23 protein-coding genes and 1 riboswitch are annotated in these 21,830 nt (G+C 71.4%); of the genes, 6 read left to right on the top strand and 17 right to left on the bottom strand.

The annotated features are described in order from the left end of the window. Positions 1–16: 16 nt before the first annotated feature. Complete coding sequence (locus tag HTZ77_RS14120) at positions 17–1,210, bottom strand: cytochrome P450 (protein ID WP_175590008.1); 1,194 nt, start codon at positions 1,208–1,210, stop codon at positions 17–19. Continuing rightward, a complete protein-coding gene (locus tag HTZ77_RS14125) occupies positions 1,210–1,959 on the bottom strand; it encodes a TerC family protein (RefSeq protein WP_175590009.1) in 750 nt (249 codons plus the stop codon). The genes HTZ77_RS14120 and HTZ77_RS14125 overlap by 1 nt, the downstream gene beginning before the upstream one ends. 119 nt (positions 1,960–2,078) lie before the next feature. Beyond that, positions 2,079–2,194: riboswitch (SAM riboswitch) on the top strand. 44 nt (positions 2,195–2,238) lie between these two features. Between HTZ77_RS14125 and HTZ77_RS14130 the strand changes: the two genes are divergently transcribed. Then, the gene (locus HTZ77_RS14130; protein WP_235994662.1) at positions 2,239–3,552 is read left to right on the top strand and encodes an aminotransferase class V-fold PLP-dependent enzyme; all 1,314 of its coding nucleotides are present in this window, start codon (positions 2,239–2,241) and stop codon (positions 3,550–3,552) included. Positions 3,553–3,580: 28 nt separating this feature from the next. On the opposite strand, the gene HTZ77_RS45225 is transcribed toward HTZ77_RS14130, so the two are convergent. Next, positions 3,581–4,387: a DoxX family protein gene (locus HTZ77_RS45225; RefSeq protein ID WP_205302611.1), complete on the bottom strand. Its 807-nt coding sequence runs from the start codon at positions 4,385–4,387 to the stop codon at positions 3,581–3,583. 145 nt (positions 4,388–4,532) lie between these two features. On the opposite strand from HTZ77_RS45225, the gene HTZ77_RS14140 reads away from it, so the two are divergent. From HTZ77_RS14140 to HTZ77_RS14155, 4 genes are read left to right on the top strand one after another with little or no spacing between them, the layout of a single operon-like run. Continuing rightward, complete coding sequence (locus tag HTZ77_RS14140) at positions 4,533–5,678, top strand: NADH-quinone oxidoreductase subunit D (protein WP_175590010.1); 1,146 nt, start codon at positions 4,533–4,535, stop codon at positions 5,676–5,678. Then, positions 5,675–6,799, top strand: a complete 1,125-nt coding sequence (locus HTZ77_RS14145; RefSeq protein ID WP_205302612.1) for an acyltransferase family protein — start codon at positions 5,675–5,677, stop codon at positions 6,797–6,799. Before HTZ77_RS14140 ends, HTZ77_RS14145 begins: the two co-directional genes overlap by 4 nt. Positions 6,800–6,821: 22 nt before the next feature. Beyond that, the gene (locus HTZ77_RS14150; RefSeq protein WP_175590011.1) at positions 6,822–7,019 is read left to right on the top strand and encodes a hypothetical protein; all 198 of its coding nucleotides are present in this window, start codon (positions 6,822–6,824) and stop codon (positions 7,017–7,019) included. Then, a complete protein-coding gene (locus tag HTZ77_RS14155) occupies positions 7,016–7,333 on the top strand; it encodes a type II toxin-antitoxin system PemK/MazF family toxin (RefSeq protein ID WP_175590012.1) in 318 nt (105 codons plus the stop codon). The genes HTZ77_RS14150 and HTZ77_RS14155 overlap by 4 nt, the downstream gene beginning before the upstream one ends. Positions 7,334–7,342: 9 nt before the next feature. On the opposite strand, the gene HTZ77_RS14160 is transcribed toward HTZ77_RS14155, so the two are convergent. The 11 genes from HTZ77_RS14160 to dacB all read right to left on the bottom strand — a co-directional run bounded on the left by HTZ77_RS14160 (position 7,343) and on the right by dacB (position 17,453). Further along, positions 7,343–7,777, bottom strand: coding sequence for a DUF3180 domain-containing protein (locus tag HTZ77_RS14160; RefSeq protein ID WP_328808584.1), 435 nt, complete (start codon positions 7,775–7,777; stop codon positions 7,343–7,345). A 17-nt stretch (positions 7,778–7,794) separates the two neighbouring features. Further along, on the bottom strand, positions 7,795–8,298 hold the full coding sequence (gene folK, locus HTZ77_RS14165; RefSeq protein ID WP_175590014.1) for a 2-amino-4-hydroxy-6-hydroxymethyldihydropteridine diphosphokinase: 504 nt from the start codon (positions 8,296–8,298) through the stop codon (positions 7,795–7,797). After that, a complete protein-coding gene (folB, locus tag HTZ77_RS14170) occupies positions 8,295–8,660 on the bottom strand; it encodes a dihydroneopterin aldolase (RefSeq protein WP_175590015.1) in 366 nt (121 codons plus the stop codon). Before folB ends, folK begins: the two co-directional genes overlap by 4 nt. Beyond that, positions 8,650–9,096 carry a nuclear transport factor 2 family protein gene (locus HTZ77_RS14175; RefSeq protein ID WP_175590016.1) on the bottom strand — a complete coding sequence of 149 codons (447 nt, stop codon included), beginning with the start codon at positions 9,094–9,096 and terminating at the stop codon, positions 8,650–8,652. The genes folB and HTZ77_RS14175 overlap by 11 nt, the downstream gene beginning before the upstream one ends. Next, entirely contained in the window at positions 9,093–9,899 is an 807-nt protein-coding gene (folP, locus tag HTZ77_RS14180) for a dihydropteroate synthase (RefSeq protein WP_175590017.1), read from the bottom strand. The genes HTZ77_RS14175 and folP overlap by 4 nt, the downstream gene beginning before the upstream one ends. 381 nt (positions 9,900–10,280) lie before the next feature. Further along, entirely contained in the window at positions 10,281–10,862 is a 582-nt protein-coding gene (folE, locus tag HTZ77_RS14185) for a GTP cyclohydrolase I FolE (protein WP_175590018.1), read from the bottom strand. Beyond that, positions 10,859–12,853 (bottom strand): ATP-dependent zinc metalloprotease FtsH, encoded by a 1,995-nt coding sequence (gene ftsH, locus HTZ77_RS14190; protein WP_175590019.1) that lies wholly within the window; start codon positions 12,851–12,853, stop codon positions 10,859–10,861. The genes folE and ftsH overlap by 4 nt, the downstream gene beginning before the upstream one ends. Positions 12,854–13,096: 243 nt before the next feature. Further along, entirely contained in the window at positions 13,097–13,648 is a 552-nt protein-coding gene (hpt, locus tag HTZ77_RS14195; RefSeq protein ID WP_328808585.1) for a hypoxanthine phosphoribosyltransferase, read from the bottom strand. Positions 13,649–13,658: 10 nt separating this feature from the next. After that, positions 13,659–14,756, bottom strand: coding sequence for a tRNA lysidine(34) synthetase TilS (tilS, locus tag HTZ77_RS14200; protein ID WP_175590020.1), 1,098 nt, complete (start codon positions 14,754–14,756; stop codon positions 13,659–13,661). A 15-nt stretch (positions 14,757–14,771) separates the two neighbouring features. Beyond that, the gene (locus HTZ77_RS14205) at positions 14,772–15,848 is read right to left on the bottom strand and encodes a zinc-dependent metalloprotease (RefSeq protein ID WP_175590021.1); all 1,077 of its coding nucleotides are present in this window, start codon (positions 15,846–15,848) and stop codon (positions 14,772–14,774) included. Positions 15,849–16,031: 183 nt separating this feature from the next. Further along, on the bottom strand, positions 16,032–17,453 hold the full coding sequence (dacB, locus tag HTZ77_RS14210) for a D-alanyl-D-alanine carboxypeptidase/D-alanyl-D-alanine endopeptidase (RefSeq protein WP_328808587.1): 1,422 nt from the start codon (positions 17,451–17,453) through the stop codon (positions 16,032–16,034). Between the two features lie 84 nt (positions 17,454–17,537). Here dacB and HTZ77_RS14215 point away from each other — a divergent pair, with 84 nt between their 5' ends. Further along, positions 17,538–18,032: an inorganic diphosphatase gene (locus HTZ77_RS14215; protein ID WP_175590022.1), complete on the top strand. Its 495-nt coding sequence runs from the start codon at positions 17,538–17,540 to the stop codon at positions 18,030–18,032. Between the two features lie 28 nt (positions 18,033–18,060). Here HTZ77_RS14215 and HTZ77_RS14220 read toward each other — a convergent pair whose 3' ends face one another. From HTZ77_RS14220 to HTZ77_RS14230, 3 genes are all read right to left on the bottom strand, one after another. Continuing rightward, complete coding sequence (locus HTZ77_RS14220; protein ID WP_175590023.1) at positions 18,061–19,260, bottom strand: C40 family peptidase; 1,200 nt, start codon at positions 19,258–19,260, stop codon at positions 18,061–18,063. 82 nt (positions 19,261–19,342) lie between these two features. Beyond that, on the bottom strand, positions 19,343–19,999 hold the full coding sequence (locus tag HTZ77_RS14225) for a hypothetical protein (RefSeq protein ID WP_175590024.1): 657 nt from the start codon (positions 19,997–19,999) through the stop codon (positions 19,343–19,345). A gap of 8 nt (positions 20,000–20,007) precedes the next feature. Then, a complete protein-coding gene (locus HTZ77_RS14230; protein ID WP_175590025.1) occupies positions 20,008–21,702 on the bottom strand; it encodes a sigma factor-like helix-turn-helix DNA-binding protein in 1,695 nt (564 codons plus the stop codon). Positions 21,703–21,830 lie beyond the last annotated feature (128 nt).

Raw genomic sequence — 21,830 nt, forward strand, 5'->3', positions numbered from 1 at the left:
CCCGGTCGGTTCGGGGTCAGGCCGCGGCGCGCAGGTCCAGCGAGTGCAGCCCGCGGATCACGTACCCCGGCTTCCAGGACGGCTCGCTGACGAGCTCCAGCTCGCTCGTCCGGTCCAGCAGCGCGCCGAACGACTCGACCATCTCGATGCGGGCCAGCGGGGCGCCCAGGCAGAAGTGGATGCCCGCGCCGAACGAGATGTGCGGGTTGTCGGCCCGGCCCACGTCGAGCCGGTCCGGGTCGGCGAACACCTCGGGGTCGCGGTTGGCCGAGCCGAACAGCAGCGCCACCTCCGACCCGCGCGGGATGCGCACGCCGTGGACCTCGATGTCCTCCAGCACCCACCGCTCGAAGAGCTGGAGCGGCGTGTCGTAGCGCAGCACCTCCTCGACCGCCGTGGGCAGCAGCGACCGGTCGGCGCGCAGCCGGGCCAGCTCCTCCGGGTGCCTGAACAGCGACCACCAGCCGTTGCCCGTGCCGTTGACCGTGGCCTCGTGGCCGGCGTTGAGCAGCAGCACGCAGGTGCCTGCCAGCTCGTCCTCGGTCAGCTCCTCGATGCCGGCCAGCGCGCTGATCAGGTCGTCGCCGGGGGCGGCGGCGCGCTCGCGGGCCAGCGCCTTCAGGTACGCCTCGAACTCCTCGGCCGCGCGCACCGCCGCCTGCTGCGCCTGCGGCGAGGGGTTCAGCTCGTACATGCCGCACATGTCGGCCGACCAGGGCCGCAGCAGGTGCCGGTCGGACTCGGGGATGCCCAGCATCTCCGCGATGACCGTCACCGGCAGCGGCTCGGCGACCTCGGCGATGAGGTCGCCGCCGCCCTTCTCCACGAACGCGTCCACCAGATCGCCGGCGATCGCCCGCACGCGGGGGCGCAGCGACTCGACCATGCGCGGCGTGAACGCCTTGGACACGAGCCGCCGCAGCCGCGTGTGCAGCGGCGGCTCGACCTCCAGCATGCCGTTCCTGCTGACCCGCCAGAACGGCTCCTGGAAGTCCGGCTCGGGCCGCCGGCCGAACTCCTCGTGGGTGGCCACGTGCAGGTAGGTCCGGCCCAGGCGGCGGTCCCTGAGCAGGGCGTTCACGTCGGCGTGCCGGGAGATGAGCCATTGGTCGGTGGGCTCGAAGTAGGTCACCGGCGCCGTACGGCGCAGCTCGTCGTAGACGTCGTACGGGTGGGCGACGAAAACCGGATTCTGGGGGTCAAAGCGCACTACTGCATCTTAGGAGGCTCCTCCGAGGTCCCGAGCTGCCTGGCGTGACGGCTGCGCATCCTGATGTTCAGGAGCTCCACGATGACGGAGAAAGCCATGGCGAAGTAGATGTAGCCCTTGGAGATGTGCTGGCCGAGCCCCTCGGCGATGAGCACCACGCCGATCAGCACGAGGAACGCCAGGGCCAGCATCTTGATGCTCGGGTGCCGGTCCACGAACCGGCTGATCGGCCCCGAGGCGAACAGCATCACCAGCACGGCCACGATCACCGCGGCGATCATCACGCCCAGCTCGTCCACCATGCCCACGGCGGTGATCACCGAGTCGAGCGAGAAGACCACGTCGAGCACCATGATCTGCAGGATGACCGAGACGAACGAGGTCGCCGCGCGCTTCTTGCCGTCCTCCTCCTTCAGCTCCATGCTGTGACCGATCTCGGTGACGCTCTTGGCGAGCAGGAACAGCCCGCCCAGCAGCAGGATCAGGTCGCGTCCGGAGATCTCGTGGCCGAACACCTCGAACAGCGGAGCCGTCAGCCTCACCACCCACGACAGCGCCAGCAGCAGGAGCAGCCGGCTGACCAGCGCCGCCGCGAGACCCATCACGCGGGCCCGGTCGCGCTGCTCGGGCGGGAGCTTGCCGGCGAGGATGGAGATGAAGATGATGTTGTCTATGCCCAGGACGATCTCCAGGGCGACAAGGGTGAAGAACCCTATCCAGATCTGAGGGTCGGTCACCCAGTCCAGCATCTGCTTACCTCCACGTTCGCGCCGGGGTCTGCGGGTTTCCCCGGACCAACGACTCAGGGGCCGGGGAAGTTCGCGAGCTTGCGATCCGGCCGGGGGCGTCGGTTATAGTTCGGGACGTAGGTCATGAGTGCCAGCGTCAAGCCCCGGCTAGCTGGCCGGCAACCCTCGCGTCCGCGGCGGGGTGCCCCGGGTGAAGACCTGGTCCGTCACGAGGTGTGGCGGGCAAGCGCGGGCTCCGAGGCTGCTCCAGGGGTCCGATGGCCCTCCAGGAGGTTCGCCTTGTCCACGTTGAGCATCTTCGGCACCGTCCCCGCCCAGTCCGCCGCCGCGCCGGCGCAGCCGCGCGACCGCCGCCCGATCCCCGCCGTGCTCGGCGCCGACCTGGAGGTGCCGGTCAAGGGCGGGCGCCTCGTCGGGTACGCCAACCTGGACTACGCGGCCAGCGCTCCCTGTCTGGAGCCGGTCAGCGCCGCGGTCACCGCCGCGCTCCCGGCCTACTCCAGCGTCCACCGCGGCGCCGGCTACGCCTCCCAGCTCACCACCGCCCGGTACGAGCAGGCCAGGCACACGGTCCGCGCCTTCGTCGGCGCCCGCCCCGACGACGCCGTGCTCTTCACGCGCAACACCACCGACGCCACGAACCTGCTGGCCGGCTGCCTGCCCGCCGGCGCCACGGCCGTCGTGTTCGACACCGAGCACCACGCCTCGCTCCTGCCGTGGGAGCGGGTGGTGCGGCTCGCCCCGCCCGCCTTCCCCGGCGAGGCCGTCCGCGCGGCCGACGAGGCGCTGGCCGCCCTCGACGGGCCCAAGCTGCTCGTCGTCACGGCCGCCTCGAACGTCACCGGCGAGCTGTGGCCGATCGCGGCGCTGGCCCACATCGCGCACCGCCACGGGGCCCGCATCCTCGTGGACGCCGCCCAGCTCGTGCCGCACCGGCCGCTCAACCTGACGGCGCTCGACCTCGACTACGTGGCGTTCTCGGGCCACAAGCTGTACGCGCCGTTCGGCGCCGGGGTGCTGGTCGGCCGCCGCGACTGGCTGGCGGCGGGCGAGCCGTACCTGAAGGGCGGCGGAGCGGTCCGCTCGGTCGCCCCGGCCGGCTCCGGCGACACCGAGTGGCACGAGGACCCGGAGCCGCGCCACGAGGCCGGCACGCCGAACGTGCTGGGCGCCATCGCGCTGGCCGCCGCCTGCGACGCGCTCACCGCCACGGGCTGGAGCGCGCTGGTGCGCGAGGAGGAGCGGCTGATCGCGCGGCTGCGCGCCGGGCTCGCCTCGATCGAGGGCGTACGGGAGCTGTCGCTGTGGGGGCCGGACCACCCGCGCGTGGGCATCGTGTCGTTCACCGTGGACGGGCTCGCGGCGCGCGAGGTCGCCGAGGCGCTGTCGGGCGAGTACGGGATCGGGGTGCGCGACGGGAAGTTCTGCGCGCACCCGTTCGTCCGGCACCTGCTGGGTTCGGCCGACGGCGGCTGTGAGGACGGCACGGCTTCGGCGGTGCGGGCCTCGATCGGGATCGGGACGACGGAGGAGCACGTGGACCGCCTCGTCGCGGCCCTTCGCGACCTGACCGCCCGCACCGCCTCGTCCTGAGCCGGGCGCCTTCCTCCGCCCTGCGCGGTCAGCGGTTGGGCGGCTTGCGGGTGGGGTGGTCCTCGGAGAAGAGGGCGTCGATGTCGCTCATGTCCTCCTCGTTGAGGTCCCCGGGACGGCGCCCCTGGTCACCGTAGGGATGCCGGGGCGTCGTGTCGCCCGTCTCTTCTGGAGTCGCGCTCCTGTGCATGGGCGTCGTCTGCTCGCCCGGAGGTGTCGCAGGCTCGGCCCGGGGCGTCGCGGGCTCGGCCCGGGGCGTCGTGGGCTCGGCCCGAGGTGTCGTGGGCTCGGCCGGAGCCGCGCGCTCCGCCGGTGGTGCCTTCGGCACGGCCGGGATCGGCCCCCGGTACATGGGCTCCGTCGGGGCCGCCTTCGGGGCCGCTGCCTTGCCCGCGGGGGCGACGGCCGCCTGCTTCTGGGCGCGACGGCGCCGGTACCAGGCGGACAGCACTCCGTCGACGCCGATCCGCCCGCCTCCCAGCGCGAGCAGCAGCAGACATCCCGCCGCCAGGGCGCCCACGAACTCCCAGCCGCCGGTCTTGCTGGAGATCCCGTGCCCCATGTGGACATAGGCGAAGGCGCCTCCGAGCACGCCGAGCAGCGCCAGCGCCCCCAGCCGCACCGCGAGCCCGATGATCAGCAGGACGCCCCCCAGGGTCTCCGCCGTCATCGCGTACGCGGCGGCGAGCTGGGGCAGCGGCACCCCGCTCTGGGCGAACATCTTGGACGTGGCGCCCAGACCGGCCTGCCACTTCTCCAATCCGGTAGCCACGAAGATGACGCCGATCAGGACGCGTGAGATCAACGCGGCTACATCGAACACGATTCTCTTCATGGAAATACCTCCCCCCGATACCGCTTTATCTCCCCTAGTCCAGTTTTAACGATGCGCCTCCATACCGTTCCTTGACCGTGCTCAAGGGACGACGGCCCGCCACCCCGCGCTGGATCACCACGGCGGCCGGTGGCAGCATGGCCCTATGACGGAACGCGTGGTCGGCATCGGCGCGGGCGCGAAGGAGCTGGCGACCGAGGACATGATCCTCAACATCGGCCCGCAGCACCCGTCCACCCACGGCGTCCTGCGGCTGCGCCTCACGCTCGACGGCGAGCGCATCGCCGCCGCCGAGCCGATCATCGGCTACATGCACCGGGGCGCCGAGAAGCTGTTCGAGGTGCGCGACTTCCGGCAGATCATCATGCTGGCCAACCGGCACGACTGGCTGTCCGGCTTCGCCAACGAGCTGGGCGTGGTCCTCGCCGCCGAGCGCCTGCTCGGCATGGAGCCGCCCGTCCGCGCCGTCTGGGCCCGTACGCTGCTGGCCGAGCTCAACCGGGTCCTCAGCCACCTGATGTTCCTCGGCTCCTACCCCCTGGAGCTCGGCGCGATCACCCCGGTCTTCTACGCCTTCAACGAGCGCGAGCGCATCCAGGCCGTCATGGAGGAGATCTCCGGCGGCCGCATGCACTACATGTTCAACCGGGTCGGCGGGCTGAAGGAGGAGCTTCCGTACGGCTGGCTCGACCGGGTGTCGGAGGCGGTCGCCGAGACCCGCCGCCGCGTCCCCGACATCGAGGACCTCATCCTCCACAACGAGATCTTCCTGGCCCGCACCAAGGGCGTGGGCGTGCTCCGGCAGGAGCAGATCATGCAGTACGGCGTCAGCGGCCCCCTCGCCCGCGCCTCCGGCGTGGACTTCGACCTGCGGCGCGACCAGCCGTACCTCGCCTATCCCGAGCTGCCCGTGAAGGTCGTCACGCGCGAGGCGGGCGACTGCCATGCCCGCTTCGAGGTGCTGCTGGAACAGCTCAAGGTCTCCCTCGACCTGGCCGACGTCTGCGTGGAGCGGCTCCGCTCGCTGCCGCCCGGCCCCGTCAACCAGCGCCTGCCCAAGGTGCTGAAGGTCCCCGAGGGCCACACGTACGCCTGGACCGAGAACCCTCTCGGCATCAACGGCTACTACCTCGTCTCCAAGGGCGACAAGACGCCGTGGCGGCTCAAGCTCCGCTCGGCCTCCTACAACAACATCCAGGTGCTGCGCGAGATGCTGCCCGGCCACCTGGTGGCCGACATGGTGGCGATCCTCGGCTCCATGTTCTTCGTCGTGGGTGACATCGACAAGTGACCACCCCTGAACCTCAGGCGCCCCCCGCCGTCGCCCGTGACAAGTACGTCGACTGGCTGCGCGCCCTCAGCCTCATCGTCGTCGTGGTGTGGCACTGGGCGTTCACGATCCTGCAGTGGGAGCCCGGCGGGCCCGAGCCGACCAGCCCGCTCGGGTTCACCTCGGGGCTGTGGATCCTCACCTGGCTGCTCCAGGTGCTGCCGCTGTTCTTCTACGTCGGCGGGCACGTCCACCTGCTGTCGTGGGAGCGGGCCAAGGGGCGCGGCGTCGGCATCGGCGCGTTCGTGTGGCGGCGCATCCGCGCGCTGGCCGTCCCGGCGCTCTTCCTGTCGGGCGCGTGGACGGTCGTCGGCGCGGTCGTGACCTTGGTGTTCAAGGTCGACTGGATGTGGCGGGTGGTGCTGCTCGTGCTGAGCCCGCTGTGGTTCCTCGGCGTCTACCTCGTGCTCATCGCGCTGCTGCCGGTGGCGCTGTGGCTGCACCGCCGCTACGACGTGCTGGCGCTCATCTGGCTCGGCGGCGCGGCGCTGGTCGTGGACGTGGTGCGCTTCCGCTACGGCATGGAGTGGGCGGGCTGGCTCAACATGATCGTGGTCTGGGGCCTCGCCCACCAGGCCGGCTTCTTCTACGACCGGATCGTCATCCTGCCCCGCCGCTACGACGTGGGCGTGCTGTGGACGGGACTGTTCGCGCTGTTCGGCCTGGTCTACTCCGGCATCTACCCGGGATCCATGGTGGGCGTGCCGGGCGACAAGTGGTCGAACATGGCGCCGCCCACGTTCGTCATCGTCGCCCTGCTGATCTTCCAGATCGGGCTGGTCGAGGTGCTGCGGCCGTCGATGGAGCGGGTCCTGGAGCGGCCGGGCTGGCGGCGCGTCAACGACACGATCAACCGCTTCGCGCTGCCGCTGTTCCTCTTCCACACCACGGGGATGGCGATCGCGCTGGGGGTGTCGTGGTGGCTGTTCGGCACGCTGGGCGGGAAGGTGCCGCCGGACCTCAAGTGGTGGCTGGAGCGCCCGATCGCCGTCCTGGGGCCGCTGATCTGCACGCTCCCGGTCCTCTACCTCTTCGGCCGTCCCCGCCCCGCCCGCGCCGAACAATTGCCTGACAAAAGTTGAACCCGAGGGCCATCCTTGAGGCATGACGAACATCGGCTTCCGGGCTACCCCTGAGGACGAGCGCATCATCAAGGCCGCCATGGAAGAGGGCGAGAAGACCAGCGACGTGATCCGTCGCGCGCTCCGGCTCCTGGAGCGTGAGGTCTGGCTCAAGCAGGCCCGCGCCGACGCGCAACGGCTCGCCGACGAGGACCTGTCCACCGAAGAAGACGCCTGGTGATCCGCGGCGCGATCTACCGGGTAGATCTGGGTCAGGCCGAGCGGGGCCATGAGCAGCGAGGTAGACGTTTCGGTCTCGTCGTGAGCCCTTCAGACATGTCATGGACCGTCGCCACCATCATCCCGACCTCCGGCAGCGCGCAGCCCACCGTCTTCAGGCCTGAGATCGAGTTCGGTGGGCGACGGACCCGACTCCTCGTCGATCAGATCCGCACGATCGACACGTCCTTCGTCCACGGCGAGCCGGTCTACTACCTCGGTAGAGACGAGATGGCCGAGGTGGAGCGCGCGGTCATGCTCTACCTCGGCCTATGAGCCCCGGCGCTAACGGAGGTCGGTGTCCTCGGGGCCCTCGGGGATGCGGCAGGAGTGCTCCAGGAACAGCGCGGCGCAGATGAGCGCCATGAACGCCAGGAACGAGCCCGTCGCGACGAAGAACTCCGCGCGCGGCGTCTCCCGCGTGAGGAGCTGGACCGTGTGCAGCGCGAACCCGGCGAACATCCCGCCGAACACCGCCCCCACGTACGACGACGCCTTGGCCAGGGCGGCCAGCCGCGCCACCGCCAGCGGCTCCACCGGCTTGGTGCCCGGCTTGCGGTCGAGGCGGGCCTTGGTCATCCAGGCGCTGTACGCCTCGCCGAGGGCCAGCAGCAGCACGGTCGGGATCGCGGTCCACGGAACGATGGGCAACTCGGCGTAGAACTGCCGCACCACCATCCAGGTGAGCAGGGCCACGACGACGACGAGACCGACGAGCACGCCGGGACGGGTCGGCCTCAATCGGGCCTCTGCAGCTTGAGGTCGTCGCGCAGCCGCACACCCCGCTGGTCCAGGCCCGCCAGCACGTCGGCCACCCGGCCGTGACCGGGCAGCTCGGCCTCGGGGTCGGCCCGCCACCACGGCACCAGCACGAACGCCCGCTCGTGGGCTCGCGGGTGCGGCAGCGTCAGGTCGGGGTCGTCGCACACCGTGTCGCCCACGACCACGAGGTCGACGTCGAGCGTGCGCGGGCCCCACCGCTCCAGCCGCTCCCGGCCGAACGCGTTCTCGACGCTCTGCGCCCGCTCCAGCAGCGTGCGGGGCGGCAACGAGGTCTCGGCGATCACGATCGCGTTGAGGTAGGGCCGCTGCCCGGCGGGACCGCCCACCGGGTCGGTCTCGTAGACGGGCGACGCCGCGACGAACTCCATGCCCGGAGCGTCGAACAGCGTGTCGACGGCCCCCTGCAACGTGTCGAAGCGCCGGCCGAGGTTGCTGCCGAGGGACAGGACGCATCTCATGGGCGGCTCCGCTGGATCGTCACGATCACATCGTCGAACGGCAAGGGGATCGGTGCGGCCGGCTTGTGCACGCTGATCTCGGCCGCGCGGACCCGGTCGTCGGCCAGGCACACGTCGGCCAGGCGCTGCGCCAGGGTCTCGATCAGCTCGACCGGCTCGCCCTCCACGACCTTGACCAGCGCCTGGGCCAGCTCGCCGTAGTGGACGGTGAGCGTGAGGTCGTCGGCCGCAGCGGCGGGCGCCAGGTCGAGGAACAGCGTCGCGTCGACCACGAACTCCTGTCCCAGCTCCCGCTCGGCGGGCAGCACCCCGTGCCGCCCCCTGGCGCGCAGGCCCTTCAGCGTGATCCGGTCAGTGCTCAAGCTCGCCGTCCTCCTCCTCGTCGTCGTCGCCCTGGAGCACCGGTGAGCCGTGATGCATCCACAGCCGCCACCCCTGCGGGGTGCGGACGTAGACGTTGCTCGCCACGACCTTGCCCGCGGCGAAGCTCGACTCACCCTCGTCGCCGGCGGTGAGGATGTTCTCGACGCAGGTGAGGACCGCCACGTCGCCCAGCACGGTCGTGCTCACGTCGGTCAGCACGAACTGGATGTAGGTGGTGTTGGCCATGATGAGCGCCCAGGAACGCAGCACCTCGGAGCGCCCGGTCAGCAGGGACCAGCCCGGGTGGACACAGGTCACCTGCTCGTCGGCGGCGTCCTCGGCCCAGATCTCGGTCATCCGGTCGAGGTCGCCGGCCTCGATCGCGGTGTAGAAGTCCTGGTTGACCGTCTCGATGGCGGCAGTGTCGACGCTCATGTATCGGCTCCTGCTCTCTCCCACGCGGCGGCCACGCGGACGGCGTCGGCGTTGGGCGCCACCTTGTGAACCCTGACGCACCAGGCGCCGGCGCGTGCGGCCAGCGCCGTCACGGCCACGGTGGCGTCGTCACTACGGCTGAACGGGCGGGGCGCGCCGTCGTCGCCGGCCAGCAGCCGCCCCAGGAACCTCTTGCGGGAGGCGCCGACGAGCAGCGGGTAGCCCAGCTCGGTCAGGCGGGGCAGGCCCGCCAGCAGCGCCCAGTTGTGGGCGGCGGTCTTCGCGAAGCCGAGGCCCGGGTCGAGCACGATCTGCTCCTCGGACACGCCCTCGGCCAGCACCAGATCGACCCGCTTGGCCAGCTCCTCGCGCACCTCGGTCACCACGTCGGCGTAGACGGCCCGGGAGTCCATGTCGGCGCTGTGGCCGCGCCAGTGCATCACCACGTAGGGGACGCCGGTGTCGGCGACCACGCGCGGCATCTCGGGGTCCGCCAGGCCGCCGCTCACGTCGTTGACCAGACGCGCTCCGGCCTCCACGGCCGCCCTGGCGACCTCGGCGCGCATCGTGTCGACGCTGACCGCCACGCCGCGCGAGCTGAGCTCCCTGATGACCGGCACCACGCGGGCCAGCTCCTCCTCCAGGGACACCCTCGCCGCTCCGGGCCGGGTGGACTCTCCTCCCACATCGACGATGTCGGCTCCCTCATCGACCAGCTCCAGCCCATGCCGGACCGCGGCCTCCTCACCGAACCACAGACCACCGTCGGAGAAGGAGTCGGGCGTCACATTGATCACGCCCATGACGAGGCACCGCTCTTCGGCTGCCAGTCCTGGCACGCTTGTCGGCCCGCTTGTCATGGCCCAAGCCTAGGCGCTTGCCCAGACCTGTTGATGTCATGGGTACCCCATTGTGGATAACGAATCCCACGCAGGACCGCTTGCCTCCGGTCCGGATGTCTTGGGCGCCTTTTTACACCCCACCCGGCAAGCCCCCACCCCCCACGACACACCCCGACAGCGGAGGGTGTACGGCTCCGGTCGACGAATGAGGGAAGCCATGGCCGGCGTCGCGCGCGTAGCGGCGGCCGGCCATGTGCGGGTTCAGCGACCGTCTCCCTGGAGGCCCTCAGCCCGGTACGGCGACTGGCGCCATGTCGGCTGTGCCGTAACAGAAGCCAGGACTCACAGACGACCGAGAATGAGCGCCATCGCCTCGGCGCGGGTTTTGTCGCTGGTGCGGAAGTCGCCGCGGACGGCGGAGGTGACGGTCTTGGCGCCCGGCTTGCGAACCCCGCGCATGGTCATGCACAGGTGCTCGCACTCCAGCACCACGATCGCCCCGCGCGGCTCCAGCACGTGCATGAGCGCGTCGGCGATCTGCGACGTCATCCGCTCCTGCACCTGCGGGCGCCGGGCGTAGACGTCGACCAGCCGGGCCAGCTTGGACAGGCCCGTCACCTGGCCGCGGTCGTTGGGGATGTAGCCCACGTGCGCGAAGCCGTGGAACGGCACCAGGTGGTGCTCGCAGGTGGAGTAGACCTCGATGTCCTTGACCAGCACCATCTCGTCGTGGTCGACGTCGAAGACCTTGTTCAGCACGTCCTCGGGGTTCTGGCCGAGGCCGGAGAACTGCTCGGCATAGGCGCGGGCGACCCGGGCCGGGGTGTCGAGCAGGCCGTCACGGTCGGGATCCTCGCCGATGGCGTAGAGGATCTCGCGGACGGCCTTCTCGATCCGGCCCAGGTCTACGTCGTGCGAACTCACGCACCGTCTCCGGAGGGAAGCGCGTCCTGGTGGCCCGAGGTGAGCGAGCCGTTGGCCGACTGCTCCTTCGGGGTCAGGATCGGCGGACGGTCGGACGGGAGCCGCTTGCCGTAGCCGGCGTAGGACGGGCGGTGCTCCTTGACCACGACCGGAGCGAAGATCTGGAGGACCTGCTCGCGGGAGAGCGTCTCCTTCTCCATGAGCTCCAGGACGAGGTTGTCGAGGACGTCGCGGTACTGGACCAGGATGTCCCACGCCTGGTCGTGAGCCGTCTCGATCATGCGGCGGACCTCTTCGTCGATCGTGGAGGCGATCTTCTCGGAGTAGTCGCGCTCGTGGCCCATCTCGCGACCGAGGAACACCTCGGCCTGGCCGGTGCCGAACTTGCGGGCGCCGAGCTGCTCGCTCATGCCGTACTCGGTGACCATGCGCCGGGCGACGGCCGTGGCCTTCTCGATGTCGTTGGAGGCGCCGGTGGTGGGCTCGTGGAAGACGAGCTCCTCCGCCGCGCGGCCGCCGAGCAGCATCGCGAGCTGGTCCATCATCTCCGACCGCGTGGCGAGGAACTTGTCCTCCATCGGCAGCGTCATCGTGTAGCCGAGCGCGCGGCCCCGGGACAGGATCGTGATCTTGTGGACCGGGTCGGAGTTCGGCAGCGCGTGCGCCACCAGCGCGTGACCGCCCTCGTGGTAGGCGATCATCTTCTTTTCCTTGTCGGACATGACCCGGGTCTTGCGCTCGGGCCCTGCCATGACGCGGTCGATCGACTCCTCGAGGACGTCCATCGTGATCAGCTTCTGGTCGGCGCGCGCGGTCAGCAGCGCCGCCTCGTTGATCACGTTGGCCAGGTCGGCGCCGGTGAAGCCCGGCGTGCGGCGGGCGATGACGTCGAGGTCGACCTCCGGCGAGAACGGCTTGCCGCGGCCGTGGACGCGCAGGATGCCCTTGCGGCCCTCCAGGTCGGGCCGGTCGACGGTGACCTGGCGGTCGAAGCGGCCGGGACGCAGCAGCGCCGGGTCGAGGATGTCGGGCCGGTTGGTCGCGGCGATGAGGATCACGCCGCCCTTGACGTCGAAGCCGTCCATCTCGACGAGGAGCTGGTTGAGGGTCTGCTCGCGCTCGTCGTGACCGCCGCCCAGGCCGGCGCCGCGGTGGCGGCCGACGGCGTCGATCTCGTCGATGAAGATGATCGACGGGGCGTTGGCCTTGGCCTGCTCGAACAGGTCACGGACGCGGGAGGCGCCGACGCCGACGAACATCTCGACGAAGTCGGAACCGGAGATCGAGTAGAAGGGGACGCCGGCCTCGCCCGCGACCGCGCGGGCCAGCAGGGTCTTGCCGGTGCCGGGCGGGCCGTACAGCAGCACACCCTTGGGGATCTTGGCGCCGATCGCCTGGAACTTGGCCGGGGCCTGCAGGAACTCCTTGATCTCCTGGAGCTCCTCGATGGCCTCGTCGGCTCCCGCGACGTCGGCGAAGGTGGTCTTCGGAGTGTCCTTGGTGATCAGCTTGGCCTTGGACTTGCCGAAGCTCATCACCCGCGAGCCGCCGCCCTGCATCTGGTTCATGACGAACAGGAAGATGAGGACGATGATGACGAGCGGCAGGAAGCTCACCAGGATGCTGACGAGGAAGTTCTCCTGCGGCACCTCGGTGGTGAAGCTCTTGGTCTTCTTGGCGTCGACCTGGGCCTGCAGCTCCTCGGTCAGCTTGGTGCCGTAGCCGCCCACCCAGTCAGACTGGATCGTCTTGGTCGGGGTGTCGCCCGCCCGGACCACGATCGGGCTGTTGAGCGTCAGCTCGATCCGCTGATCCTTGTCGACAATCTTCGCGTTGTTGACGTTTCCATTGCGAATCTGCTGAAGGACCGTGGACGTGTCGGCCTGCTTGAAGTTTCCGCCGCCGCTCCAGAGCTGGGTGACGAGCAGGAGCAGCACGACGATGCCCAGGATCCACAGCAGTGGCCCACGTGTAAATCGCTTGAGATCCATCCGATGCGGAACCCCTTGCGGGCCCGTCCCTTCCTGACCATGGCCTTGAACCCCGGGACTCGTCCCGGGGGCCGCGGCATCCGATACCGCGAGATCTTCCGACTACCCGAAGAGGACGCGCGGTCACCCTTCAGGAGTCAGAAGGTACACCGGCAGAGCGCGCGGAGGGACCGCCCGCTACACCGGTCTTGCCCTACCAACGTACGTCAGGTCTGGTAGTGTTCCCGGCTCCTCTTCGGATTGCTACTCGTAAACGTGGGGCGCGAGGGTTCCGATGAACGGAAGGTTCCGGTAGCGCTCCGCGTAGTCCAGTCCATATCCGATGACGAATTCGTTGGGAATGTCGAATCCCACGTACTTCACGTCGATCGGCACCTTGACCGCGTCGGGCTTGCGCAGCGCGGTGCAGATCTCCAGCGACGCGGGATCGCGCGACTTCAGGTTCTCCAGAAGCCAGTGCAAGGTCAGGCCGGAGTCGATGATGTCCTCGACGATCAGCACGTGGCGGCCCATGATGTCGGTGTCCAGGTCCTTCAGCACCCGCACCACGCCGGACGACCTGGTGCCGGCGCCGTACGACGACACCGCCATCCAGTCCATCTGCACCGGCACGTGCAACGCCCTGGCCAGGTCGGCCATCACCATGACCGCGCCCTTCAGCACGCCCACGAGCAGGACGTCCTTGCCCGCGTAATCCTGGTCGATCCGCTCGGCGAGCTCCTTGATCTTCGCCTGGAGCTCGTCCTCGGGAATGAGGACTTTCTCCAGGTCCTGGCCCATGTCGGCAGCGTCCACCTGTGGTTCCTTACGGGATGGGACTGATGGCGACTATCAGGGTGCCATACCGCCTGACGGCCGCCCGCCCCCCGGGCAGGTCAACGGGCTTCTGCCCGCGCCAGTGCGTGACCAGGCGGTCTACGGCGCGTACATGCGTGGCCGACAGCGACCCCGGGGGCGCCCCCGCCGTGACGGCCGCACGCCGCAGGACCCGCCTGCGCACCGCCCCGGGCAGGGCTTCGAGCGCCGGTACGGACAGCGTCACTGATCCGCCGATATCGCTTAGAGCGCAATCCTGGTAGGCCCGATCCGCCCACTCGTCGAGCGCGTCGGCGTCCTCCCGGGCCAGCGCGGCGGTCCGGGCGAGCGCCTCGGCCACCCCCGGCCCGAGCTCCGACTCCAGCAGCGGCAGGATCCGCGTGCGCACCCGGACCCGGGTGAAGCGCGGATCCTCGTTGTGCGGGTCGTCCCACGGGCTCAGGCCGAGCGCGCGGCACGCCGCCACCGTCGTGGCCCTCGGGATGTCGAGGAACGGCCTGAGATAGCGTCCGCTCCGCGCGGCCATCCCCGAGATCGAGCGCGGCCCGCTGCCCCTGGCCAGGCCGAGCAGCACGGTCTCGGCCTGGTCGTCACGGGTGTGCCCGAGCAGCACGGCCCGCGCCCCGAGCCGGTCGGCCGCCTCGGCCAGCGCCCGGTAACGGGCGTCGCGGGCCGCCGCCTCCGGTCCCCCCTCGGTGCCCACCTCGACGGTCAGGACCTCGGCCATGTCCAGCCCCAGGGGCGCGGCCAGGGCGGCGACCTGCTCGGCCCGCTCGGCCGAACCGGGCTGGAGCTGGTGGTCGACCGTGAGCAGCCCCGCCTTCAGTCCGGCGCGGGGCGCCACGAAGCCGAGCGCCGCCGCCAGGGCCAGGGAGTCGGCGCCGCCGCTGCACGCGACGAGCACCGGCCCTTCCGGCGCGGGGCCGCCCGGCGCGGAGCCGCGTGGGGCAGGTTCACCAGGCGCGGGGCCGCCCGGCGCAGGTTCGCCCTGCGCCGGTTCTCGCTGCACCTGCTCGCTCGACGCCGCGGCGGCCAGCGCCTCGCGCACGGCCCGCCGGACGTCTGCCACGGCCGGATGCGGACCCACGGGCGGCGACTCCGATCAGGCCGGCAGCGCCGGGGCGCCGATGACGCGGCGGATCCAGGCGTCCGGGTCGGAGATCTCACCCGTCGTCGGCAGCGTCTCCGCCGACGTCCAGACCCGGTTGAACCCGTCCATGCCGACCTTGCCCACCACCGTGCGCACGAAGGCCGACCCCTCGGCGTACTGCTTCATCTTCAGCTCGATGCCGAGCAGGCGGCGGATGGTGCGGTCGAGCTTGGACCCGCCCTCGCGGCGCTGGGCGAACTTGGCCCGGATGTCGGCGACCGTGGGCACCACGGACGGGCCCACGGCGTCCATCACGTAGTCGCCGTGCCCCTCCACCAGCGTCATCACGGCCGTCAGGCGGTCGAGGATCTCCTTCTGGGCCGGCGTCTGGATGACGTCGATGAGGTTGCCCTCGCCGCCCCGCACCACGTCGGCCACGGTGTCGGCGGCGCCGCGCAGCCGTTCGATGATCGTGCCGAGGTCGAGGTCGGAGGCGAGCAGGAACTCGGTCATCTGCGAGCGGATGTACTCGCGCAGCCACGGCACGCCGGTGAACTGCACCCGGTGGGTCTCCTCGTGCAGGCACACCCACAGGCGGAAGTCGTGCGGGTCGACGTTCATCTCCCGCTCGGCGTGGACGATGTTGGGGGCCACCAGCGTCAGGCGGCCCGCCGGCTCGCGGCCCGACGGGTCCGGCGGCAGGAACAGCTCGTACTGGCCGAGCACGCGCGAGGCGAGGAAGGCGAGCACGGCGCCCACCTCGACGCCGGTGATGCGCGAGCCCACGGCGGTCACGATCGGCGGCGGCGGGTTGGCGCCGCTGCCGATGCGCTGGGTCAGCGGCTCCAGCACGACGCGGAAGCCCTCGACGTTGGCCCTGATCCAGCCGGGCCGGTCGACGACCGTCGCCGGCTGGGGCGCGGTGTCCGTGTGAATCTTGGTGAACTCGCGCACGTGGCCCTCGGCCTCGCGAGAGAGCGCGCGGAGCTCGGTGACGGCCTGTCTGGCCTCTTCACGGCTCACTTGGGGACCGGAGCGCACCAGGCGCGTGCCGGTCGAGACGGCCAGATCCCAGTCGATCACCTGCATACCGTCCACCGTACGTTGTTCGATCCGTACCCGCGAAGAAGCGCCGGTGTCTGGACTGAGGAGAGAGGGAGCGAAGCGACCGAACGACGAAGGAAGACACCGGACCCGAGCGACTGAGCCGCGATCCGCAGGATCGCCATCAAACACGCGAAGAAGCGCCGGTGCCTGGACTGAGGAGTGAGCTCAGGAGCGGGCGACCAGGGCGGCCAGTTTGTCGAGGACGGGTTCGGCGTTGAGGGGGACGCGGTCGGCCATGAAGGCGAACGTGACGAGGCGGCCGTCCTTGGTGGTGGCGAGCCCCGCCAGCGTGTTGACGTTGTTGAGCGTGCCGGTCTTGGCGCGGACCAGCCCCACCTGTCCCCTGCTGGCGGCGGAGGTGAAGCGGCGGCCGTTGCCGAGCGTGCCGGAGAAGCCGGCGACGGGCATGCCGGAGGCCACCGCCCTCAGCTCCGGGTGGGCGGCGCTGCTCGCGGTGGCGATGACGCGGGCCAGCGCGTCGGGGCTGATGCGGTTGAACGGCGACAGCCCGCTGCCGTCGCGGATCTGGACCCCGCCCGGGAAGCCGAGCCGCTTGAGCACCTGCAGGGTCGCCGCGGCGCCGCCCTCGAAGGAGGCGGGCTGCCCTTCCTTGACCGCCACCTGGCGGGCCAGCGCCTCGGCCAGGTCGTCGTCGCTGAACGTCAGCGTGTGCTCGACCAGGGCGTAGACGGGCGGCGACTCGACGCGGGCCAGCTCGGCCGCGCCCGCCGGGGCCTTGGCGGGCCGCGCGGAGCCCGACACGCCGATCCCCTGGCGGCCGAGGAGCCGGGCGAACGCGGCGGCGGCGAAGCGCGGCGGGTCGGTGACGCGCGGCGTGGACTGGCTGGGGTAGCGGCGCCCCTCGTCGATCACGAGCGAGGACACCGGGGCGACCTCGCCGTCGGGTATGTAGTTCGGCTTCCAGCAGGAGCACACCCGCTCGCCGGTGTAGAGGGTGGCGTCGTACGAGAGCGTGACCTTGGTGACGCCCTTGGCCTTCAGGGCCGCGGCGGTGCGCGAGGCGAGCGTGGCCAGCGACGCCGGCTTGGGATAGGCGCCGGGCTTGGCCGACGGGCCGGCCAGCGTGGGGTCACCGCCGCCGACCAGCACGACCGCGCCCGGCGTGGCGCCCTGGACGACGCGGGTGGCGAAGCGGGTGTCGGGGCCGAGCGAGGCCAGGGCGGCGGTGCTGGTGACCAGTTTCGTGGTGGAGGCGGGGGTGATGCCGGTGTCGGCGCCGGCGGCGAAGATCCGCTCTCCGGTGGCCGCGTCCAGGACGACGGCGCCCACCCGGGCCCCCAGCTCTTTGTCACCCAGGGCGTCGGTGAGCTGACGGGTCAAAGTACTCTTAGTCGGGAGAGGTCCGTCTCCGGCCCTCGCCGCAAGCCCGGGCAGAACCGGGCCGGCGGTGACCACGGGGGCCGCGGGAGACCCCTCGGGAGACGCCGTCGGCTCGTCCGGTGACGACTGCCTTGTCAGGGCGTCCAGGTCCAGGCCGCTCGTCACCACGTAGACGCCGGTGACGATCGTGAGGATCTGGAGCAGGGCGAGCGTGGTCAGCATCACCCACCGCTCGTGCCGCGCCACGTCCCTGACCTCTCTCCTGGTGTTCGCCTACGAGACATTAACGCCCACCCGGGGGTGCCGGGGGGTATGAGCGGAGGAACCGCGGTGGAGTTCGACGTTGTCGTTGAGATTCCCAAGGGACAACGGAACAAGTACGAAGTGGACCACGAGACCGGGAAGATCAGGCTTGACCGGCTCCTGTTCACCTCCACGCAGTACCCCGCCGACTACGGCTTCATCGAGAACACCCTCGGCGAGGACGGCGACCCCCTCGACGCGCTGGTGCTGCTCCAGGAGCCGACGTTCCCGGGCTGCTACATCACCTGCCGCGCGGTCGGCATGTTCCGGATGACCGACGAGAAGGGCGGTGACGACAAGGTCCTCTGCGTCCCGTCCACCGACCCGCGCATGGAGCACATCCGCGACATCCACCACGTGCCGGAGTTCGACCGGCTGGAGATCCAGCACTTCTTCGAGGTCTACAAGGACCTGGAGCCCGGCAAGTCCGTCGAGGGCGCCAACTGGGTGGGCCGCATGGAGGCCGAGGTCGAGATCAAGCGCTCCTTCGACCGGGCGCGCGAAGAGGGCCACGCCCACTGACCTCCCGGTCACCCTCACGACACACCTCTCAGGCCGGCCTGGTGGCGCCCACCAGGTCGGGCCGCCACATCGAGGCCACGCGCACCACGTCTCCGGTCTGGGGCGCGTGCACCATCATGCCGTCGCCCACGTAGATCCCCACGTGGTGGATGGTGCCGGGGTCCTCGCTCTCGTACCCGAAGAACAGCAGGTCGCCACGGCGTAGCTGGTCATACGGGATGTGCGGGCCGGAGGTCCACTGGGTGCCCGTCCAGTGGTCGAGCTGCACTCCCACCTGCTCCCAGGCCCGCATGGTCAGGCCGGAGCAGTCGTAGCTCGACGGCCCGGCCGCGGCCCACACGTACGGCTTGCCGAGCTGGGTGAGCGCCCAGTTGGCGGCCAGGTCGCCTCCGGCCGAGCCCTTGGCGACCAGGCCGGCGGCCCCGAGACCGGCGAGCCGGGCCTGACGGGCCGCCTCGCGCTCCCTGGCCAGCCGGTCGGCCCTGCTTCGCGCGGCGTTCACCCGGTGCTCCAGCGCGTGGAGCTCCCTGCGCAGGCCCCTGGTCTGCTCCCGCTGCCTGGCGACGGCCTGCTCGGCCGCGGCCTTGGCCCGCTCCGCCCGTTCCGACGCCTCCCGCTGCGCGGCGTAGGCGTCGGCCGCCTGCGCGCGCAGGATGCCGGCGACGGCCTGACTGTCGCGCATCTGGGAGAGGATGAGGGCGCGCTCGCCGCTCATGTGCTCCAGCACGCTCGCCCGGTGCAGGTAGCCGTCGGCGTCGCCGGTGTCGTTCATCATGAACAGGTACGGCTTGCTCAGGTCGAAGCCGCCGTAGCTCTCCACGACGAGCGCCGCGACCTTCGACCGCGCCGACTCGACCTGCGCGTCGGCCGACGCCAGCCGTGCCCGCGCCTGGTCGTACTCCTGGCTCGCCTGCCGCATCCGGACCATCTCGCCGTTGTACGCCTCGACCAGCCGCTCGACGCTGGCGGTGAGCTCGTCCAGACGGGCGCGTGCCTCGACCAGCGCGGCGCTGGCGACGCCGAGCTCCTTGGTGCGCTGCCGTACGGCGCGGCGGGCGCGCGAGACCTCACGTGTGGACGGCGGCCGCCTCGCGACGACCGACGGCGCACCGAAGGCGCTGAAAGCGTCCTGGCGGGGGGACGCGTGGACGGGGGCGGACGCGGAGTTGGCCGGCGGACACAGGGCGACGACCAGGCAGGCGGCGAGGCCCACCCTCACGGAGCGCATGCTTCCCCCTCCTCGATGGTGGCATTACGCACCACCTTTCCCAGAGGTCACTCTGCGCACACGTGAGGCTCACCGAGCGTGTTCACTCAAGGCGGAACAGGCGTTGGATCCAAGGTCGTACACCAAGGGGCGGCGGAAAGGCGTCGCGCGGATACGTGAAGACCGACGTCGGCGCCTGGTAGCGGGCGCGCAGGTCGGCGGCGTTGCACCAGTCGGCCCCCACCCGCGCGGCCGCCCAGGCCGCGGCGATGGCCGGGCGCGCCTCGGGATGCCGGTCGTAGGTCTGGTACAGCGTCATGGTCGCGTCGGCCGCCAGGAAGCCGTCGCCCCGGTACGCGGCCCCGGCCAGGTAGGACGCGGTGATCCGGCCGCCGTGGGGGCTGGCCAGGGCCCACGTCCAGTTGGCCACGACCAGCGCGAGCACCGGTTCGGGCACCGCGGCGGCCGCCGCGTACATGCGCGCCTGCCGCGGCCCGGTCAGCCGCAGCGGGATCCAGAACCAGTCGAGCTCGCCGGGCGGCAGGTCGGCGGCCAGCCAGTGCAGCAGGGCCAGGCCCCGGGCGGTGCGCAGGCGGCAGAGCTCCAGGACATGGCGGAACATGCGCGGCCCGCGGTCGATCCACGTGGGCCAGGTGATCCGGTGGCTCCTGGTCACGGCCTCGGCCAGCTCCGCGCGGACGGGCAGCGGGCACACCCGGCAGCCGAGGTGCGGGTCGTCGCGGAGCTGGTATGCCTGCATCGGCGGGGTCAGGCGGTCGCCGAGGAGGACGGCGTGGGGGGCTGCTCGGGGGTCGGGACGGGCGTGGCGGGCGGGGGCGGGGTGGGGGCGGGGACGGGAGTCGGGCGGGGATCGTCCGGCGGGCTGGACACGTGGCTCGGGGAGGGATGGCCGGAGGGGTCGCCGGTGGGCTTGCCCGTGGGTTTTCCGGTGGGCTTCCCGGTGGGCGCGGCGGTCGGCTTGCCGGTGGGGCAGGGCGTGGGGGCCGGGCCGTGGCTCTGGTGCTCCCTGCCGCCCGGGTCGGCCGGGGTGCCGGGGGGCGGCGGGGTGACGGGGCCGGGCGGCGTGACAGGAGCGCCCGGGTCGCGGGTCGGGCGGGCCGGCGACGACGAGGGCGCCGCGGGAGCGCCGGTGGCGCCCGTGCTGGCCGGCAGGGAGCCCTGGGTGGGGACGATCCCCGCGGTCGGCGGCGGCTCGACCGGCGTGATCGAGTGGAACATCCCGTACGGGAACGTCGCCCGGGAGTCCACGATCGGCTCGACGATGGGCTTGACGTCGACGGGCTGACCGTCCGGCGCGGGGGGCCACGGCATGCGGGCGCCGGGCGGCCCGGCCGTCGCGGGGAACGCCGCCGGGGTGCCGCCTCCCTTGTGCAGGTCGCCTTGGAACTGGTGGAAGACGGTCGCTATCGCCACCATGGACGCGACCGCCGCCAGTGTGCCCGCCAGCGCCTGAGGCCAGCGACGAGGCCGCCTGTCACCCGGTTCGGGAAACCCGTCGTGACCGAGCGCCCCCGATCGTCTCGCGACGTAACGCCGGTACGGCAGCAGCTCGGGGTCGGCGAAGCAGCTCAGCACCCTGACCCGCAGCGCGGCGGGCAGCGGGACCGGCGGCACCAGGTCGAAGACCTTGGACTCCGACACCGGCCGGTCGCGGTGCGGCGCGCAGGTCTCGCACCGGGACAGGTGCCGGACGAGCTCCTCGCGCATCAGCGGTGTCAGCTCTCCGGCGAAGCCGCTCAGGATGCGGGCCCTCGTGGGGCAGTCGTAGGGCCCCTTGCGGGCCAGCACCTCGGCCGTGATCGCGTCGCGCAGGCGCTCGCGGGCCTGCGCGCGGGCCGCCTCGACCTGGCGCGGGCGGGCGCCGAGCACCGCCGCCACCTCCGGGACGGTCAGTCCGTGCCGGGTCGTCAGCTCCAGCACCGCCCGGTCGGCGACGGGCAGGCCGCGCACCGCGTTGGCCGCCATGACGCGCAGGTCGGCGTCGGCGGGGTCAGCGGGCGGCTCGGCCGCGAAGGGCGACCCGGCCGGGAAGGGGGACCCGGCCGGGAAGGTCGGCTGGGCCGGGAAGGACCACTCGCTCCGGAAGGGCGGCTCGGCCGGGTGAGACGACTCGTCGGCCGGCCAGCCGGGGCCGGTGACGGGCGCCTCGGGCGCGTCCGCCGGCTCTCCGGCGTCGGGGCGGACGGCGGCCAGCCGCCGGCGCAGGCACTCGGCGTGGGCGAGCGCGTAGAGCCACGTCCTCAGGCGCCCGGGATCGGAAAGGGAACCGGCGTGCTCGGCCGCCGCGATCAGGGTGTCGCGAAGGGCCACCTGGGCGCTGTCGGCGTGCGGAAGAAGGGACCAGCAGTATCTATAGATGCCCTCGGCGTACGCGTCATAGAGCGCGGCGAGGGCATCCGGGTCGCCGGCGCGGAGCGCTTCGACCAGGACGCGGTCATTCATATGACCGAATGTAATGGATTAGTAACTTGTAGTTCTACCGTTTCGGAGCCTACGGCGTGGCTCGTTCACCTTGCCGGGCGGAACCGTTCCGCAATAAACCACCCAAACCCATTTATCGGCTAATTTAG

This window comes from Nonomuraea montanisoli (assembly GCF_013363975.1).
Lineage (GTDB): Bacteria > Actinomycetota > Actinomycetes > Streptosporangiales > Streptosporangiaceae > Nonomuraea > Nonomuraea montanisoli.